We start from the raw sequence: 18,012 nt of genomic DNA on the forward strand, positions 1-18,012 counted from the left end.
GGGTGGAGGGCCTCGATCACGCCCGGACTACTTCTTGTTGCCGCTCTTCGAGGGCTTGGCGGGCTTCGACGGCTTGTGCGGCTTCGGCTTGTAGGCCTTCTTGCCGCAGTCGTTCACGTCGATCCGCACGACCTGCGGGTCGTGGTCGCTCGTCTGGTCGGCGAACTCCGAGTTGATGTGCACCACGTCGTAGTTGTAGTCCGTCACCGACGGGCTGGTCAGGATGTGGTCCAGCGTCTGGCTGTTGCCGTCGTAGACGTAGCTGTAACGCTCGTTCGCCGGCAGGGTGTTGATGAGGTCGGTGAGGACGTCACCGTTGTCCGTGAGGGTCTTCACCGCGTCGGAGAACTCGAAGTCGTTCAGGTCTCCGAGCGCCACGATCTGCGCCTTCGGGTCCGACTTGAGGAGCTGGTCGACGAAGGCGTTCTCGTCCTCGGCCTGGAGCTTGCGCTGGGTCTCCGAGGAGCGGGTCGGCTCCTGGAACCGGCCGTGGATCGGGTCGTCGCCGCCCTTGGAGATGAAGTGGTTGGCTATGACGAAGACGGTCTTGCCCTGGAAGACGAACTCACCGGCGAGCGGCTTGCGGCTGTCGGCCCACGCGGCGTTGGACGGGTCGATACGGCCCGGCGACGCCGACAGGTGGGTCTGCTTCTTCTTGTCCTTGACCACGCTCACGGCGGTGGTCGACGGGTCGCCGGTGCTCGCGCGGTCGACGAACGAGACCCGCTTGGGGTTGAAGAGGAAGACCTGGCGGATGTTGCCGCCGGGCTCGCCGCCGTCCTCGTCGTTGACCGGGTTCACGTAGCGCCACGAGTACCGCGGGCCGCCCGCCGCCACGATGGCGTCGGTGAACTTGGTCAGCGTCGCCTCGGCGCCGACGGTGCCGTCGTCGGTGGCGCCGTTGTCGTCCTGGATCTCCTCCAGGGTGACGATGTCGGGCGAGGCGAGGTTGGTGACGACGCCCTGGGCGAGACGCGTGAACTTGTCGGCGCCGTCCGTGGGGTCGAGGTTCTCGACGTTGTAGGTGGCGAGGGCGAGTTCGTCGCTCTTCTGCTTGCGCGTCACCTCGGGCTTGAGGCCGTTGTCGACCGCCGTGCCGGTGGTGGCCGCCGTCGGGGCGAGCAGGTAGCCGCCGAAGGACGCGTAGTCGACCGGGCCGGTGGTGGTGCCGGACAGCTCGTCGCCCACGTTGAGGGTCGGCGTGGAGCCGTCCGCCGAGACGATCTCGATACGGCCGGTGTTCTGCTGGTCGTAGCCGCTGTAGAGGGTGCCGCCGCGCTTGGTGGGGTTCTCGTCCGGCTTCGCCGTCACGAACATCTCGCCGTACGTGTTGGTCGCGCCGACCACCCGGGCGTCGGTGACCGAGGCGCGCATGCCCTCGATGGACTCGTAGAAGTCCTGCGAGTACACGGTCGGTTCGAGCGGCAGGGGGTCGATGCTGCCGCCGTCCGCGGTCGGCGTGTACGTGTCCGGGATCGTGGTGTCGTCGAGGACGACCGAGGCCGGGAGCGCGTTGCCGGTGGACAGGGTGGTGGAGAGCGGGCCGGAGAGCTCGGTCACCGACTGCGTGCCGGTGCCCGGGTAGTACTCCGAGATCTTGCCGCTGACCAGGACCGAGTCGCCCACGGAGACGGTGGGGGCGGTGGAACCGGTGTAGACGAACAGGCCCTCGCTGGTGGCGGGGTCGGCGTCCGGGGTCGGGTCCTGGATCCAGTAGCCGACGCTGCCGGTGGTGCGGACCGCGGTGACGATGCCGGGCACGCCCACCACGCTCTGGCCGTTGACGGGGGAGACGCGGGTGTCGCCCTGGATGTCGTGGATCCGCAGCGGGCCGGGCGCCGTCGGGCCGGTGGGGCCGCCGCCGGTGCCGCCGCCCGTGGTCTGGCCCGCGGAGTTGGTGGGCGTGGGCGCGCCGGCGGTGAAGTCCGCCGCGTTGTCGTCCGTGTCGGCGCCGGTGGCGGAGCGGGCCACCGAGGTGGTGTTGGTGGCCGCCGGCGCGGCGTTGCCCTCGCGGACGACGGCGGCGCCGTAGCCGAGGAGGTCCACCACGTTGGCGTCGCCGGTGCAGTCGGCGACCGTCTTGCAGGTCAGGGCCGTGCTGCCCTTGACCAGGGCCACGGTGCCGCTCGCGGCGGCCATGGCGATGCTGCCGCTCGCGTCGACGGTCGGCAGCGCGTCCGTGCCGCCGGCGCCGGCGCCCTCGCCGATCAGGTAGTCGCCGCCGGGGGCGACGGAGCCGGTGAGCGGGGTGACCTGCCACAGCGACGACGCGGACGCGGCGGCCGGGAGGTACTGGAGGCTGTACCCGTCGAGCGAGTACGCGGAGGCGGACCGGTTCGCCAGCTCCACGAAGTCGTTCGTGAGCGTGGCCCCGGAGTTGCCACCGCCGCCGTACGCCTCGGAGATGACGGCGGACGCGGACGGCGCGGCGAAGGCGGCGGGCAGCGGCGCCACGATGACGGCTGCGGTGGCGGTGGCGGCCACGAATGCGGCGCTGGCTACGCGCGTTGCGCTGGGTCTGTGGATCGGCACGAGGGTGACTCCTTCAACATCCGCCGGAGGAACGGCTCTTGGGACGCAGCACGACTGACCGGGCTGTGCGGTCGGCTGAGGTTACGCGCGTAGAAAACGGCGGGGCAAGGACTCGGGGTTAAATCTTCGGGTCCAGTTGCTGACAATCTGTCTCCAGCCGTCGTCCACACGGTAGTTGGGCGCCCAACGGCACCCCGCGGGCCTGCGCCGGAGGGCGGCCGGACCCGGAACGGGGCCTCGCGCGGCACCACTTGCGGACGGACGTGTCCCGGACGTTCATGATCACGACACGGCGGCGTTACGAACACGATTCGGCCGTCGCTCCCGTCCGTGCGGTCCGAAGAAGACGATCATGGACGTCCGGACGGGGGTGGCGAAGGGAAGAACGTGTTCGGCAAGGCGGCGCGCTTGGTCAGGAACCTGGAAGCGACCGGCGTGGGGCTGCCGCCCGATCACGCCGTCGTCCTCGACGCGCCCGACCCGCGCGCGGCCGCGGCACTGGCCGGCGCCGCGCGCGGCGACCACCGCCCCGCCCGGACCCTGCTCGCCCGTACCCGCGCCGAAGCCGACTGGTACCTGCGCGGCGAAGCGGTACAGGCACTCGCCGACCTGTCCGCGCACGACGCGACCTGGCTCGACTCCTGGCGGGCCGAGGCACCGGACGACCCCGACGCCCTCGTCGTCACGGCCTTCCTGCGCGTCGCCCAGGCGTGGGAGGTACGTACCGGCCGGCGTGCCGAACAGGTGGAGGCCGACCGGTTCAAGGCGTTCTCCGCCCTGCTCGACGACGCGCTGCCGGTCGTCGAGGCGGCCCTGGCGGCCAACCCCGGCGACCCCGTCCCGTGGTCCGCGGCACTGGCGCACTGCACGGGTGCCGAGGCGCCGCGCGACGTGTTCGACGCGTACCTGGGCGCCGCGCTGGCCTGCGACCCCCACCACCTGCCCACCCACCTGCACGCCGTGCAGTACCTGGCCCCGAAGTGGCACGGCAGCGTCGAGGAGATGCTCGGCCACGCGGCACGCGCCGCCGCGGACGCCCCCGCGGACTCACCCGTCCGTGCCCTGGAGGTCGTCGCGATGACCGAGGCCGGCCTGGAGGCGGACACGGGGCGCGGACGCGGGGCCGCGCCGAGCGACGAGCGCGTCGCCGCCGCCGTCGCCACCGCGGCCGAGTGGTCCGCGACCCGGGCCCCCGAGGACCCGCGCGCCCGTGTCGTCCGCAATCACCTGGTCTGGGCCATCAACGGCCAGGAGCGCTGGGCCGAGTCGCTCGACGTCTACCGCTCCCTCGGCCGGTACGCCACGTCGGTGCCCTGGCAGTACGCGGGCGACCCGCTCGCCGCCTTCCTCCACTTCCGCGACCGCGCGCGGAGCCGGCTGGCCGCCTCCGTACCCCGCAACGGGACCGTGCCCGCCCCCGCCGTCCCGCTGCCCGAGTCGGCTTCCGGGCACGCCCCCCGCGAGATCGCGTACGTTCCCGCGACCCCGCAGAAGGTGTACCAGGAACTCCTGCTCTGCGGGGCGACCGTGCGGCTCGCCCCCGTGCGGGGCTGGACGCTGATGGAGCCGGCGCCCTCCGAGGAGACGCCGGGCAAGCGCGGGCGCAGGGCCACGCTGCTGCGCCTGGACGGCCTGACGAACATCGCCCGGTCCGCGTTCGACCCGTCCGGACTGCCGGTCCTCGTCGCCCACCTGGGCGCCGGGGGGAACAGCACACTGACCCTCGTGAAGGCCGGCGGGACGCCCGCCGCGCACCGCTGGTCCGGGCCGGGCGGGGTGCCCTCCGCGGAGACCGCGCGCGAGCACGCGGCCCTGTTCGTGGCGGCCGCCGACGGCGGCGACAGCGCCGAGGTGGCCCGTCTGCTGCGCGACCCGGGCGAACCCGCCGCGCTGCTGGTCCGCACCCTCCACGCGCTGTCGCTGCCGCCGCTGCCGGCCGGATTCGGCGAACGCGACGAGGTGCTCGCCACGTTCCCCGGCGCCACCGTGCACCGTGCCCGCTCGCTGTGGCAGGGCATGAAGGACTTCATGAGCGACGACACGGACCCGAACCCCCCGCTCGGACTGGGCCGTTAGGCCGCCGCGGCGTTGGTCCGTTCCCGCCCTTCCACCGCGTTCCGGTGCATCCTGCACCGAAAGCGTGGAAGGAGGCATGCATGAACAACGCCAAGGATGACCGCACCGTCGCCGACTTCTACGACTTCGAGGCCGCCCTGTCCGAGGAGGAACGCGACGTCCTCCTGCGGACGCGGACGTTCATGCGGGACGAGGTGAAGCCGCTGGTGAACGAGAGCTGGAGCCGGGGCCGCTTCCCCGCCGAACTGATCGGGAAGTTCCGCGAGAGCGGTCTGGTGGGGCTGCCGTACGAGGGCTACGGCGGTTCCGGTCCGGCGGCTAGCCATCTGCTGGCGGGGATGATGGCGATGGAGATGAGCCGCGTCGACGCGTCGGTGGCCACGTTCTTCGGTGTCCACAACGGGCTGGCGATGTACTCGGTCCAGGCCGGCGGCGACCAGGAGCAGCGCGACCGCTGGCTGCCCGCGATGGCCGGCATGGACCGGATCGGCGCGTTCGCCCTGACCGAGCCGCTCGACGGTTCCGACGTGGCCGCCGGACTGCGCACCACCGCCGAGCGCGACGGCGACACCTGGATCCTCAACGGCGCGAAGCGCTGGATCGGCAACGCCACCTTCGCCGACCTCGTCGTGGTGTGGGCGCGGGACCTCGCGGACGACCAGGTCAAGGGCTTCGTGGTGCCCGGTGACGCGCCCGGACTCGTCGCGGAGCGGATCGAGAACAAGATCTCGCTGCGCATCGTCGAGAACGCCGACCTCACCCTGACCGGGGTGCGGGTGCCGGAGGCGGACCGGCTCCAGCGCGTCGAGTCCTTCCGCGACACGGCCGAGATCCTGCGCGCCACCCGCGCCGGCGTCGCCTGGCAGGCGCTCGGCGTGATGATCGGGGCGTACGAGCTGGCGCTTCAATACGCCGCGGAACGGCAGCAGTTCGGCAGGCCGCTGGCCGGCTTCCAGATGGTGCAGGACCTCCTGGTGCGCAGCCTCGGCAACGTCACCGCGTCCTGGGGCATGCTGCTTCAGCTCGCCAGGCTCCAGGACGCCGGGGTGTTCAAGGACGAACAGTCCTCCCTGGCAAAGGCGTTCGTCACCGCGCGGATGCGGGAGGTCGTCGCCTGGTGCCGGGAGATCTTCGGCGGCAACGGCATCGTCCTGGACTACGACATCGCGCGCTTCTTCGCGGACGCCGAGGCGCTCTACTCGTACGAGGGCACCCGGGAGATGAACACCCTCATCGTCGGCAAGGCCATCACGGGGGAGAGCGCCTTCGTCTGAGGCGTCTGAGGCGTCTGAGGCGTCTGAGTGTCTGATGCGTCGGGCCGTCCCGTTCGGCCCGACGCGTCGTGCCGGTACAGACATCGAGGGGCTCCACCGGACAAGTCCGGTGGAGCCCCTCGATGTTGCGCGCCGCGGCTACTTGAGGGCGCGCGCGGCGGCCTGGGCGAGCGTGCTCGCCGCCTCCGAACGGGCGGCCTTGGTCGCCTTGCGGTCCGCCAGCACCTTCGCGGCGGCGGTCAGCACACGTTTGCCGGGCCGGCGGGAGGACTTGGCCGGGGTCTGCGCCAGCGCGCTGCCCGCCGCGCTCTTCTCGGCCTTCGTGCGCTTCTTGGCACCCACGGTCTTGCCCGCGGCGGACGCCGACTTGGCCTTCGTGGTCTTCGCGCTGCCCTTCCCGGCCTTGCCGGGGCTCTGGGAGAGCGCGCTCGCGGCGGCCGTCCTGCCGGACTTCGTCTTGCCGGCCTTGGCGGTCCTGCTCGCCGCGGAGGCGGCCTTGGGGTGCGTGGTTCCGGACGCCTTGGTCTTGGTGGCCATAGCGGTGTTCCTCGCTCCTGTGTCGGTTCCTTGCGATCCGTTCGTCCCAGCCGGTTACCCGAACTCCCCCTGCCGGAACGGGCGGAGGCGATTTTTCTGCACCGTGGCCGAGAACCGCCGACGCCGTGTCGGCTCCCTCGCGAACGGGAGCCGACACGGCGTCGCGGCGGATGCCGGTGTCAGGAGGTCGCCGCCGCCACCTTCGTGGCCGGGTCGCCGTCCACGGCGGCGGCCAGTTGCGGCACCAGGCGCTCCAGCATGTAGGGCAGGCTCAGAATCGTCACGAAGGAGACGGAGTTGCCGTAGTCGCTGGTCTCCTTGATGAACACCTCGCGGCCCTGCCTGGCCACCTTCAGGTCCCCGTACAGCGGGTCCTTGTGCAGTTTCGCCGCGTCCTTGGTGGTGTCGGAGACGATCCACACGATCGCGTCGGTGTCCAGCAGATCGGTGCGTTCCTTGCTGATGTTCGCGCCGAACTGGTCACCGATGACCTTGTCCAGGTCGGTGGGGAGGGAGAAGCCGAGGTCGGTGAGGACCCGCGAGCGGGGGTCCTGGCTGCCGAAGACGAACGTCCCCTCGTACGGAGTGGCCGTCACCGCGCTGGCCCCGGCGAACTCCGGGTGCTTCGCCTCGGCGTCCTTGAAGTCGGCCTCGACGCCCCGGACGAGGGCCTTGGCCTCGGTCTCCTGGCCGAGCGCCTTGCCGATGATCTCGGTCTGCTGCTGCCACGGCACCCCGAAGTCGTTGTACTCCTTGGGCTGCGCCACCACCGGCGCGAACTTCGACAGGGTTTCGTACTGCTTCTTCGTGAGGCCGCCGTAGACCGCGAGGATCAGGTCGGGGCGCAGCGCGGCGATCTTCTCCGTCTGCGGGCCCGTGCCGGTGTCCTTCAGCACGGTCGGCGCCTTGGCGTCGCCCAGCTTGTCCGTGGCCCAGGGGCCGATGGCCCCCTTGTAGCCGCCGAGCCACTCGGTGGTGCCGACGGGCACCTTGCCGAGGGCGAGCACGGCGTCCTGGTCGGTGAGACCGACCGTGACGATGCGCCGGGGCTCGGACTTGACGGTGGTACTGCCGTACTTGTGCGTGATGGTCACGGGGAACGCTGTGCTCGCGGCCGTGGTCTTCCCGGCGGCGGGCCCGGAGTCGGAGTCCTCTCCGGAGCCGCACGCCGCGACGGCGACGAAGAGCATCAGCACGGAGGCGAACACGGCGGCGAGCCGGGTGCCTCTGGGGGAGCCGGGCATCAGTGGTCCTTCACGGGTCGGTCTGGGTGTGAACGGGACGTGGGGGTCTGCGGGGCCGTGGCGCGGGTGCCGGACCATGCCCGCCACAGGGCGGCGTAGGTTCCGGCGGCGGCGCACAGCTCGTCGTGGGTGCCGCACTCGACGACCCGGCCCTCGTCCATGACGACGATCCGGTCCGCGGCGGCGGCCTGGGTGAGCCGGTGGGCGACGATCAGCGCCGTGCGCCCGGCCACCGCGCGCCCGGCGGCCTGCTCCAGGAGCCGCGCGCCGGTGCTGCCCGCCTCGGCCGTCGCCTCGTCGAGCACCGCGACGGGCGGGTCGGTCAGCACGAGCCGTGCCAGGGCCAGTTGTTGCACCTGGGCGGGGGTGAGGCGGTGCCCGCCCTCTCCGACGACGGTGCCGAGCCCGTCGGGCAGCGCCTCGGCCCAGTCCAGTGCCGACACCTCGGCCAGCGCGGCGCGCAGCTCGGTGTCGCTCGCCCCGGACGCGGCCAGCCGGAGGTCCTCGGCCAGCGTGCCGGCGAAGACGTGGGTCTCCTGGGTGACCAGCACGACGCGTGGCCCCTCCGCCCGCTCGCGGCCGTCGGCCACGGTCACGGTCACCGCGCCGGACGTCGCGCTGAGCACCCCGGCGACGAGCTTGGCGAGGGTCGTTTTGCCGGCGCCGCTGGGGCCGACGAGGGCCACGTGTTCGCCGGCCGACAGCGTCAGGCTCACACCCGACAGGACCGGCCGGCCCGGCGCGTAGGCGTGGTGGACGTCCGTGACGACCACCGAACCTCCGCCCCGGCCCGTCAACTCCGGAGACTGCGGCCCGGGTTGGCGGTCCTCCCGCAGGGGGGTGCCCCCGTCCGCCGTGCGCGGCCCCGGTGTGCGCGCCCCGTCGTCGGCGCCGGGGCCGTCCGCCACTCCGACCAGCCGGGCCAGTGCCGCCGTGGCCGACTGGGCGTCGTCCAGCAGCACCAGAGCGGAGTTGACCGGCGTGAACAGACTGTGGAAGTAGAGGGCGGCGGCCGTCGCCGTGCCGATGGAGACCGAACCGCCGCGCACCAGCAGGAACCCCGTCACCAGGACGGCGGCGAGCCCCGTGTACTCGGCGACGTGCAGCCGGTTGTAGAACGTCAGCATCAACCGGACGCCCCGCATGGTGAGTTCGACCGTGCTCGCGGAACTCTCCGTCACCCGCCGTGTGTGCTGCTCCTCCAGCCGGAAGGCACGCACGGTGCGGGCGCCCGCGATGGTGTCCAGGAGCTGCTGCTGCTGGTCCCCGGTGGCGATCCGCTGGCGGGCGTACAACGGCACCGCGTGGCGGACGTACCAGCGCGCGGTGGTGGCCTGGACGGGGACCGCGAGGAGGGCCGCGACCAGGAACCGCCAGTCGAGGGCGGTCATCGCGGCGAGCGTGAGGACGATGGCCAGCAGCGAGCGGGCCAGCTCCGGCAGGGCCACGCGCACCGCCTCGCCGACCACGGACACGTCCCGGGTGACACGGGCGGTGAGGTCTCCCGCGCCGGCCTCCTCGACCTGTTCGACGGGCAGCCGCAGGGCGCGGTCGACGAACCGCTCGCGGAGCCGGGCCAGTACGGTCTCGCCGAGCCGGGACACGAGAGAGAGACCGAGCGCGATCGTGCCGCCCTGGGCGAGCGCGACCAGGACCAGCAGGACGACCGGCAGGGTGATCGCGCCGGCCTCCCGGTGGTCGGCCACCAGGTCGACGAGATGTCCGAGCAGCGGCTGCACGAGCAGTCCCACCGCGGTCCCCGCGACCATCACCAGAAAGCCGGCCACGGCCAACGCCCGGTGCGGGCGCGCGAGTTCGCGCACGGCGGCGCGGGTGCGGGCCGCGCTCGCGGTGGGCAGCAGCTCACGGGGGCCGCCGTCCGGAGCGGTGGCCGCCGGGGCGGGCCCCGGTTCGTCGTACTCCCTGCCGGGGCCGGCGGCGTCCGCGCCGGTCACCGTGGTTCCGCCCGGGTCCACCGGTACGTCCTTCCTCACGCCAGCACCGCCGAGCGGTAGGCGTCATGACGCAGTATCAGGTCCGCGTGCGGCGCGGAGTCCGTCACCCGGCCGCCGTCGAGAAGCACCACCCGGTCCGTGACGGAGAGCAGGGCCGGGCTGGTGGTCACGAGGACGGTCGTGCGGCCCTCGCGGATCTCCCTGAGCCCGGCGGCGATGCCCGCCTCGGTGACCGCGTCGACCGCGGTGGTCGGGTCGTGGACCACCAGGACCGCCCGGTCGGCCGCCAACGCCCGTGCCAGTGCCACACGTTGGCGCTGGCCACCGGACAGGGACCGGCCGCGCTCGCTGACCTGCGTGTGCTCGCCGTCGTGCAGGGTCCGCACGACCTGGGTCACCCCGGCCGCCGCCATGGCGGGCCCCGGATCGGCGGAACGGGGTGCCGCGGCCGACACGTTGGCGCGGACGGAGCCCCTGAAGAGGTCCGCCTCGTGCTCGGCCACGAGCACCGCGGTGCGCAGGGCGGCCGGGTCGAGCTCGGTCAGGGCGACGCCGTCCAGGGTGACCGTCCCGCTCTCCGGGTCGGCCCGGCGGGCCAGGCAGCGCAGCAGGTCGGCGGCATCGGCGGGATCGGTCGCGACCACGCCGAGGAGTTCGCCCGGCGCGACGTCCAGGTCGAGGTCCCGCAGGCCGCCGTGGCCGACCCCGGTCAGCCGCAACGCGCCGCGCACCGGTTCCGCCGGACTCCCGGTGCCGGAGGCGACCTTGTGCGGTGTCGCCAGCACCTCCGCGATGCGGGTGGCGGAGGCGCGGCCCTGGGCGAGTTCGGTGTTGACCCAGGCGAGCACCTCCAACGGGCCGAGAAGGAAGAGCGCGAGACCGAACGCAGACACCAACTGGCCGAGGCTGATGGACCCTTGGGCGGCCAGTCGGCCGCCGACCAGGGCGACGGCCGCGATGAGGCAGCCCGTCATGGTGAGGACCGTGCCGGTCTGGAGGGCCTGCGCGCGGGCTGCGCGCAGGGTGGCCAGGAGCGAGCCGCGGCTCGTGGCGCGGTAGCGGGCGATGGCGGTCGGCTCGCCGCCGATGCCCTTGAGGATGCGCAGGCCGGCCACCAGGTCGGCGGCGATTGCCGAGGCGTGCGCGGCCTGTTCCTGTTCGGCCTCGCTGCGGGACTCCAGCGGCTTGCTCAGCAGATGGCCGAGCAGGAGCAGCACCGGTGTGCCGACGAGCACCACCAGCCCGAGGGGCACCGAGGTGCGCAACAGGACGACCGCACACGCGGCGATGCCCACGAGCGCCGAAAAGCCGGACGTTAGCGCCATGTTGACGGCGCCGACCCGACGGGCGTCCTCCGTCGCGGTGTTGGCGAGCGCGCCGGGCAGCCGGCCGTCCTCGGCGCCGCCGCGCGGATCGAGGACGCGCCCCACCAGCCGTACGCGGAGGGCGTGTTCGGCGCGGGCCGCGGCGAGGTCGCCGGACCAGGCGCCGAAGCGGAAGCTCAGGGCGAGGCCCGTGTAGACCACGGCGAGCACCCCGAGCCAGAGGAGCAGGGCACCGGTGTCGGACCGGGTGACGGCCTTGTCGATGACGACGCCGATGAGTGCCGGCACCAGCGCCTCGCCGATCTGGTGTCCGGAGCCGAGGAGTGCGCCGAGGGCCACGCGCCGGCGCTGTCCGCCGACCGACTCCCTCAGGACGTCCCGTCCCGACGGACGGAAAGGACTGATCACCCGTACCCCTTCGGCTTCGGAACGGTGGAACGGCAGAAACTTAGGTGAGGCTACTCTAAGTAAAGGACTGTTGCCCAGGCCGGGCGCGAACCGGGCCCCGGCCGTGGGCGGGACCGCGGCGCGGGCCGCGGTCCCTTCGGCGGCATGCTCAACCGCTGTTGCTCGTATAGGAGTTCAGACGGTCGCGCGTTCCGGCCGGGGATCCACGCGGGTCTCGCGGTCGGCGAGCAGCGAGTCGAGGATCTCGCCCGAGCGCACCGCCGTGGTGGACAGCAGTGTCGAGGTGAGTCCGTGCGTGTGCTCGGTGGCCCCCTGGACGTAGACGCCGGCCGTCACCTCGGGGGAGAACTCCACCCGGTGGTCCCGGCCGACCCGCACCGCGTCCTTCTCGTCGCGCAGACAGAGCTTCGCGGCCCTGCCGAGGAGCCCGTCGAGGTCCCGGGGCCGGTACCCGGTCGCGTGCACCAGCAAGTCGCAGGAGAGCGACTCCCGTTCACCGGTGGGCAGGTACTCCACGGTGACGTCGAGACCGTCCGCGGTGCTGCGCACGTCCCTGATCCGGGAGACGTTGCGCATGCGGAGCCGTTCGCGGCCCATGACCTTCTCGCGGTACATGGTGGCGTACAGCGACTCGATCAGATCCATGTCCACCACCGAGTAGTTGGTGCTGCGGTGGTAGTCGACGAGGGACTGCTTCACCTCGGGCGCCGACCGGAAGTAGACGTCGACGGCCTCCGGGTCGAAGATCCGGTTGGCGAACGGGCTGTCGTCGGCGGGTGTGTACCCGTACTTGGCGAAGACGGCGCACACCTCCGCCCGGGGGAACGACCGGTGCAGGTAGTCGACCGCCTCGGCGCCGCTCTGCCCGGCGCCGAGCACCAGGACCCGGCCGACCTCGGTGCCGGACTTCGTCAACTCCGCGACCCGCGGCACGAGTTCGCTGTTGTGCCAGACCCGTTCGGACAGTGCCGTGCCGGGCGGCAGGTGCGGTTCCAGGCCGACGGCCACCGAGATGTTGCGGGCTCTGAGGGTGACCGTCTCCTCCGGCGAGCCGGGGACGCGGCTGGTCACGTCGAACCACCGCACCTGGCCGTCCTCGGCGAGCACCGGCTCCACGCCCACCACCTCGGACGAGTAGTCGACCAGGTGCGCGAGGCGGGCCGCGGCCCACTCGAAGTACTCGTGGAACTCGATCCGCAACGGGAAGAGGGTCTTCGCGTTGAGGAAGTCCACCAGCCTGCCCCGTTCCCGCAGGAAGCACAGGAAGGTGAAGTCGCTGGTCGGGTTGCGCATCGTGACGAGGTCCTTGAGGAACGAGACCTGCATCGTCGCGTCGTCGATGAGCATGCCGCGGTGCCAGCCGAAGGACGGCTGGCGTTCCAGGAACCTCGCGCGAATCCGGTTCTCGGGGGCGGAGCGTGCGTTGTGTTCGTCAATCGCTATGGCCAGTGCGAGATTTGACGGTCCGAATCCAATCCCGAGCACGTCATGGACGGCGTGAGGTTCGTCGTGCAGTGGGTTCACCGCAACTTCCCTTCCCTTGGGCGCCCCTGATGGTAAATAAGGTTAGCCTTACCTTGCAATGGTGGTCTCGGGAGAGGATCGACAATGCGGGTCGTCATGTTCGGCTATCAGACCTGGGGGCATCGCACCCTCCAGGCTCTGCTGGAGTCCGGCCACGAAGTGGTGCTGGCCGTCACCCACCCCAGGAGCGAGCACGCCTACGAGAAGATCTGGGACGACTCCGTCGCCGACCTCGCCGACAAGCACGGCATCCCCGTGCTGCTGCGCAACCGGCCCGACGACCCCGAACTCCTCGCGAAACTGGCCGAGTCGGAGCCGGACATCATCGTCGCCAACAACTGGCGCACGGTGCTGCCCCCCGAGGTCTTCGACCTCCCCCCGCACGGCACCCTCAACGTGCACGACTCGCTGCTGCCCGCCTACGCCGGCTTCTCGCCGCTGATCTGGGCACTCATCAACGGGGAACGCGAGGTGGGCGTCACCGCGCACCGGATGAACGCCGAACTCGACGCGGGAGACATCCTGTTGCAGCGCGCGGTGCCCGTCGGGGCGCGCGACACCGTGGCCGACCTGTTCCACCGCACCGTCGACCTCATCGGACCGGTGGTGACCGAGTCCCTCGACCTCATCGCCTCCGGCCGCGCGGTGTGGATACCCCAGGACCGCAGCAGGGCGAGCTTCTTCCACAAGCGGTCGCCCGAGGACAGCCGCATCGACTGGACCTGGCCCGCCGAGGCACTGGAACGCCTGGTCCGCGCGCAGTGCGACCCGTACCCCAACGCCTTTACCCACCACCGCGGCGAGCGCATCCGCATCGTGGAGGCGTCCGTGTCCGAGGGGCGCTACGGCGGCACTCCCGGCCGCGTGTTCATCCGCGAGGGCGACGGGATCGTCGTCGTCGCCGGTTCCGAGGCCCGCAACGGCCGGCTGCGCGGCCTCGTCGTGCGCCGCGTACGGACCGAGGACGGCACCGAGCACGCCGCCACCGACTACTTCCGCACCATGGGCGGCTACCTCACGGCCCGGCCGTGAGCGTCGCCCCCGCACCGGCCGCCCGCCCCGCCCCGCCGGAGGCGCTGCGCGGCCGTACCGTCGTCGTGAAGTACGGCGGCCACGCCATGGCGGACACCGGCCTGCGCCGGGCCTTCGCCGAGGACGTGCTCGTACTGCGGGAGGCCGGGGTCAGGACGGTCGTCGTGCACGGCGGCGGCCCGCAGATCGGCGCCCAACTCGCGCGCCTCGGCATGGAGTCGGTGTTCCTGGGCGGACTGCGCGTCACCACGCCGGAGACCATGGACGTGGTGCGGATGGTCCTGTCGGGCAAGGTGCAGAAGGAACTGGTCGGACTGCTCAACGAGTCCGGTTCCCACGCCGTCGGGATCAGCGGCGAGGACGCGCGCACCCTGACCGCCGTCAAGCGGTACGCCGAGGTCGCGGGCGAACGCGTCGACATCGGGCTGGTCGGCGAGGTGACCCGGGTCAACACCGCCGTCCTCGGGATCCTGCTGGACCACGGCCACGTCCCGGTCGTCTCCTCGGTGGGCCGAGGCGAGGACGGCCAGGTCTACAACGTCAACGCGGACACCGCGGCCGGGGCGCTCGCGGCGGGCCTCGGCGCGGAGACCCTGGTCGTCCTCACCGACGTACCGGGGCTGTGCGCGGACTGGCCCCGCTCCGATCGGGTCGTGGGACGGATCGGCGCCGCGGCGCTGGAGGCGCTGCTGCCGAGCCTCGGCGGCGGCATGGCACCCAAGATGGAGGCCTGCCTGCGGGCGGTGCGGGCGGGGGTGCGCAGCGCCCGGGTGCTCGACGGGCGCACCCCGCACGCCCTGCTCGACGCGTTGGCCGGGGGCGCGGCCCCGGGCACCACCGTGGTGGCCGACGACGCGGGGTGAGCACCCGTGGGGCGGGAGCGGACCCCCGTTCCCGCCCCACGAACTCCCCTGTCGTACGGGCGACTTGCCGGGACCGGCTCAGTCGGCCGTCTGCGGCACCCGCTGCCCGGTCTTCTCGACGGCCGTGTGCGCCCCGGGGCCGGCGGCGGCCGGCTCCGGGGATGCGGTGCCGTGGTGGCGGCCCATCGGGATGACCATCGGGGTGCCGCTCACCGGGTCGGTCGTGACCTGGCAGTTGAGGTCGAAGACGTCGACGACGGTCTCGACGGTGATGACCTCGGCGGGGGTGCCCTCGGCCGCGATCCGCCCGGACTTCATGGCCACGATGTGGTCGGCGTAGCGGCAGGCCTGGTTGAGGTCGTGCAGCACCATCACGACGGTGCGGTTCTCCCGCCGGTTCAGGTCGGTGATCAGGTCGAGCACGTCGATCTGGTGGGCCAGGTCCAGATACGTCGTCGGCTCGTCGAGCAGCAGCACGGGGGTGCCCTGCGCGACCGCCATGGCGATCCAGGCGCGCTGGCGCTGGCCGCCGGACAGCTCGTCGACCGCCCGGTCCGCGAGGTCGGTCATGCCGGTCGAGGCGAGGGCCCGGTGCACCGCCTCCTCGTCGGCCCGCGACCACTGCCGCCACCACGTCTGGTGCGGAGAACGGCCCCGGTTGACGAGGTCGACGACGGTCAGGCCCTCCGGCGCGACGGGCGTCTGCGGCAGGATGCCGAGGCGCTGGGCGAGTTCGCGCGACGGTATGGAATGCAGCTCCCGGCCGTCGAGGTGGACCGCTCCGCCGCGCGGTGCGAGGAGCCGCGCCAGCGCCCGCAGCAGGGTGGACTTGCCGCAGGCGTTCGCACCGACGACGGCGGTGATGCGGCCGGGCGGTACCGCCAGGTCGAGGCCGTCCACGACGACGCGGTTGTCGTAGGACAGCCGCAGGGCGGTCGCGCGCAGGTCCGGGTCGTTGGTCGACATGGGGATCAGCCTCCTGAACCCGCGCGGTTGGCGCGGACGAGCAGCCAGAGCAGGACCGGCGCGCCGAGCACGCCGGTGACGACGCCGACCGGCAGTTCCGTGCCGGGGACGATGGTGCGGGCGACGAGGTCGCCCGCCAGCACCACCAGCGCGCCGGTCAGCCCGGAGGCGACCGTGGGCGGCCAGGCGGTGCGGGCGAGGCGCTGGGCGATCTGCGGCGCGGCGAGCGCCACGAAGGCGACGGGTCCGGCCGAGGCGGTGGCGAACGCGATCAGCCCGACACCGGTGACGAGGATCGCCAGGCGGACCGGCTGGACGCGGGTGCCGAGACCCGTGGCGACCTCGTCGCCGAGCTGGAGGGTGCGCAGCAGCCGGCCCAGGAGCAGGGTGGCCGGCAGCAGTACGGCCAGCGCGACGGCGAGCGGACCGACGTCGCCCCAGGTGCGGCCGTTGAGGTTGCCCACCAGCCAGCCCAGCGCGGCCTGCGCCTCGAACCGCCCGCCCCTGGCGACCAGGTAGTCCGTCGCGCTGGTGCAGATCCACGAGACGCCGATGCCCACGAGGATGATGCGGTAGCCGGTGGTGCCGCCCCGCCAGGCCAGCAGGTACACGAGCAGGGCGGTGGCGAGGGCGCCGAACAGGCCGAGGGCCTGGGTGCCCAGACCGCCGTCCCAGCCCAGGACGATGCCGGCGACGACGGCGGTGCCCGCCCCCTCGGTCAGCCCGATCATGTCGGGGCTGGCGAGGGCGTTGCGGGTCATGGTCTGGAACATGGCGCCGGACACCCCGAAGGCGATGCCGGCCAGCAGCCCCACCAGGGCCCGGGGCAGCCGCAGTTCGCGCACCACCAGCACGGTGCCGGGGTCGCCCGAGCCGCCGAGCGCGCGCACCACGTCGGGGAGCGCGACGGGGTAGTCGCCGAGGGTCAGGCCCCAGCAGAGAACCAGGAACACGGCGACGGCCAGCAGCAGGCTCAGCACCACGAGTCGCGGCCGCACGAGACCCGACACGGGCGGCACCCGCAGCCGGAACGCACGCAGGCCGGCGCCCGAACCGAGCTTGTCCGCCATGGAGTCGCGTGCCCCGACGGTGGCTTCGGACGCGGTCATCTCACACCTCCGCCAGGTGCTGCCGGCGGACCAGCGCGATGAAGAACGGGCCGCCGACGAACGCGACGACGACACCCGCCTGTATCTCGGTCGGCCGGGCCACGACGCGCCCCAGGATGTCCGCGGAGAGCAGCAGGCACGGGGCGAGCGCCGCCGACAGGGGGAGCAGCCAGCGGTGGTCGGGACCCAGTCCGGCGGAGCGGGCGAGGACCCGCGCGACGTGCGGGACGACCAGCCCGATGAACACGACCGGCCCGATCACCGCGACGGCCGCCCCGGTCAACAGGGTTACCGCCAGGACACCTTGGAGCCGTACGAGACCCAGTCTGCGGCCGAGCGAGGCCGCCACGTCGTCGCCCAGGGCGAGGCTGTTGAGCGCCGGGGCGCAGGCCAGCGCGAGCGCCGCGCCCACCGCGAGGAACGGCAGGATCCTGAGGACGGTGGCACTGTCCTGGTCCGCCATGGAGCCGGCCGACCAGAAGCGGTAGCGGTCCAGCGCGTCCGGGTCGGTGAGCACGATCGCACTGGTCAGGGACGACAGCAGTGATGTCACCGCGACACCGGCGAGCGCCAGTTTGACCGGGGTGAGACCCGAACGGCCGAGCCTGCCCAGGAGGTACACCAGCACGCTCGCCACGAAGGCACCGGCGAACGCGAACCACACGTAGCCGTAGAACGAGCCGACGCCGAACACACCCACGGCCACCACGATCGCGAAGGAGGCGCCCGCGCTGACACCGAGCACACCGGGGTCGGCCAGTGGATTGCGGGTGAGTGCCTGCATGAGCGCACCCGACAGTCCCAGCGCCGCGCCGGCCGCCAGGCCGAGCGCCGTGCGCGGGACACGCGCCGACCAGACGATGTTGTCGACCAGCCTGTTCGGCGCGTCGCCGAACAGCGCGCGGACCACCTGGTCCAGCGGGATGCCGGCCGCTCCCAGGGCGAGCGACAACAGGCACAGCACGACCAGTGCGGTGGCGAGCACTGTCACGAGGAGGACGGGACGGACCCGCTTGCCCGGCGTCACCATGCTGTCTCCAACGAGCAACTCCCTTGGGTCGGGCGGGCCTTCATCGTAATGGCCAATATTCGGCACACCAGGGTTGAGACCTATTGGTTAGGTAATCCTTACCTTAGTATGGCCGCGACCCTCCGGCTGAGCCGGAT

At 72.5% G+C, this 18,012-nt stretch carries 13 protein-coding genes; 4 read left to right on the forward strand and 9 right to left on the reverse strand.

The window, feature by feature from the left end:
* Positions 1 to 27 precede the first annotated feature (27 nt).
* A complete protein-coding gene (locus ACFZA0_RS28780; RefSeq protein WP_391022286.1) occupies positions 28 to 2,532 on the reverse strand; it encodes an endonuclease/exonuclease/phosphatase family protein in 2,505 nt (834 codons plus the stop codon).
* Between the two features lie 408 nt (positions 2,533 to 2,940).
* Between ACFZA0_RS28780 and ACFZA0_RS28785 the strand changes: the two genes are divergently transcribed.
* Both ACFZA0_RS28785 and ACFZA0_RS28790 read left to right on the forward strand, forming a co-directional pair.
* Positions 2,941 to 4,608, forward strand: coding sequence for a hypothetical protein (locus ACFZA0_RS28785; RefSeq protein WP_391022288.1), 1,668 nt, complete (start codon positions 2,941 to 2,943; stop codon positions 4,606 to 4,608).
* Positions 4,609 to 4,688: 80 nt separating this feature from the next.
* A complete protein-coding gene (locus ACFZA0_RS28790; protein ID WP_391022290.1) occupies positions 4,689 to 5,882 on the forward strand; it encodes an acyl-CoA dehydrogenase family protein in 1,194 nt (397 codons plus the stop codon).
* A gap of 138 nt (positions 5,883 to 6,020) precedes the next feature.
* Here the strand turns inward: ACFZA0_RS28790 and ACFZA0_RS28795 are convergent, their stop codons facing one another.
* The 5 genes from ACFZA0_RS28795 to ACFZA0_RS28815 all read right to left on the reverse strand — a co-directional run bounded on the left by ACFZA0_RS28795 (position 6,021) and on the right by ACFZA0_RS28815 (position 12,875).
* Positions 6,021 to 6,419 carry a hypothetical protein gene (locus tag ACFZA0_RS28795; protein WP_391022292.1) on the reverse strand — a complete coding sequence of 133 codons (399 nt, stop codon included), beginning with the start codon at positions 6,417 to 6,419 and terminating at the stop codon, positions 6,021 to 6,023.
* 179 nt (positions 6,420 to 6,598) lie between these two features.
* Complete coding sequence (locus tag ACFZA0_RS28800) at positions 6,599 to 7,663, reverse strand: ABC transporter substrate-binding protein (protein WP_391022294.1); 1,065 nt, start codon at positions 7,661 to 7,663, stop codon at positions 6,599 to 6,601.
* Positions 7,663 to 9,618 (reverse strand): ABC transporter transmembrane domain-containing protein, encoded by a 1,956-nt coding sequence (locus ACFZA0_RS28805; protein ID WP_391022340.1) that lies wholly within the window; start codon positions 9,616 to 9,618, stop codon positions 7,663 to 7,665. Before ACFZA0_RS28805 ends, ACFZA0_RS28800 begins: the two co-directional genes overlap by 1 nt.
* A gap of 35 nt (positions 9,619 to 9,653) precedes the next feature.
* A complete protein-coding gene (locus tag ACFZA0_RS28810; protein ID WP_391022342.1) occupies positions 9,654 to 11,348 on the reverse strand; it encodes an ABC transporter transmembrane domain-containing protein in 1,695 nt (564 codons plus the stop codon).
* Between the two features lie 177 nt (positions 11,349 to 11,525).
* A complete protein-coding gene (locus tag ACFZA0_RS28815; protein ID WP_391022295.1) occupies positions 11,526 to 12,875 on the reverse strand; it encodes a SidA/IucD/PvdA family monooxygenase in 1,350 nt (449 codons plus the stop codon).
* An 84-nt stretch (positions 12,876 to 12,959) separates the two neighbouring features.
* Between ACFZA0_RS28815 and ACFZA0_RS28820 the strand changes: the two genes are divergently transcribed.
* Positions 12,960 to 13,907 (forward strand): formyltransferase family protein, encoded by a 948-nt coding sequence (locus ACFZA0_RS28820; protein ID WP_391022297.1) that lies wholly within the window; start codon positions 12,960 to 12,962, stop codon positions 13,905 to 13,907.
* Positions 13,904 to 14,770, forward strand: a complete 867-nt coding sequence (gene argB / locus ACFZA0_RS28825) for an acetylglutamate kinase (RefSeq protein WP_391022299.1) — start codon at positions 13,904 to 13,906, stop codon at positions 14,768 to 14,770. Before ACFZA0_RS28820 ends, argB begins: the two co-directional genes overlap by 4 nt.
* A 78-nt stretch (positions 14,771 to 14,848) precedes the next feature.
* Here the strand turns inward: argB and ACFZA0_RS28830 are convergent, their stop codons facing one another.
* Genes ACFZA0_RS28830 through ACFZA0_RS28840 form a run of 3 tightly spaced genes read right to left on the reverse strand, consistent with a single transcriptional unit; the run spans position 14,849 to position 17,875 of the window.
* Positions 14,849 to 15,736, reverse strand: a complete 888-nt coding sequence (locus ACFZA0_RS28830) for an ATP-binding cassette domain-containing protein (RefSeq protein WP_391022301.1) — start codon at positions 15,734 to 15,736, stop codon at positions 14,849 to 14,851.
* 5 nt (positions 15,737 to 15,741) lie between these two features.
* Positions 15,742 to 16,806: an iron chelate uptake ABC transporter family permease subunit gene (locus ACFZA0_RS28835; RefSeq protein WP_391022344.1), complete on the reverse strand. Its 1,065-nt coding sequence runs from the start codon at positions 16,804 to 16,806 to the stop codon at positions 15,742 to 15,744.
* A gap of 40 nt (positions 16,807 to 16,846) precedes the next feature.
* Complete coding sequence (locus ACFZA0_RS28840) at positions 16,847 to 17,875, reverse strand: iron chelate uptake ABC transporter family permease subunit (RefSeq protein WP_391022303.1); 1,029 nt, start codon at positions 17,873 to 17,875, stop codon at positions 16,847 to 16,849.
* Positions 17,876 to 18,012: the final 137 nt, after the last annotated feature.

It is taken from the genome of Streptomyces sp. NPDC008150, from assembly GCF_042956945.1.
Taxonomy (GTDB): domain Bacteria; phylum Actinomycetota; class Actinomycetes; order Streptomycetales; family Streptomycetaceae; genus Streptomyces.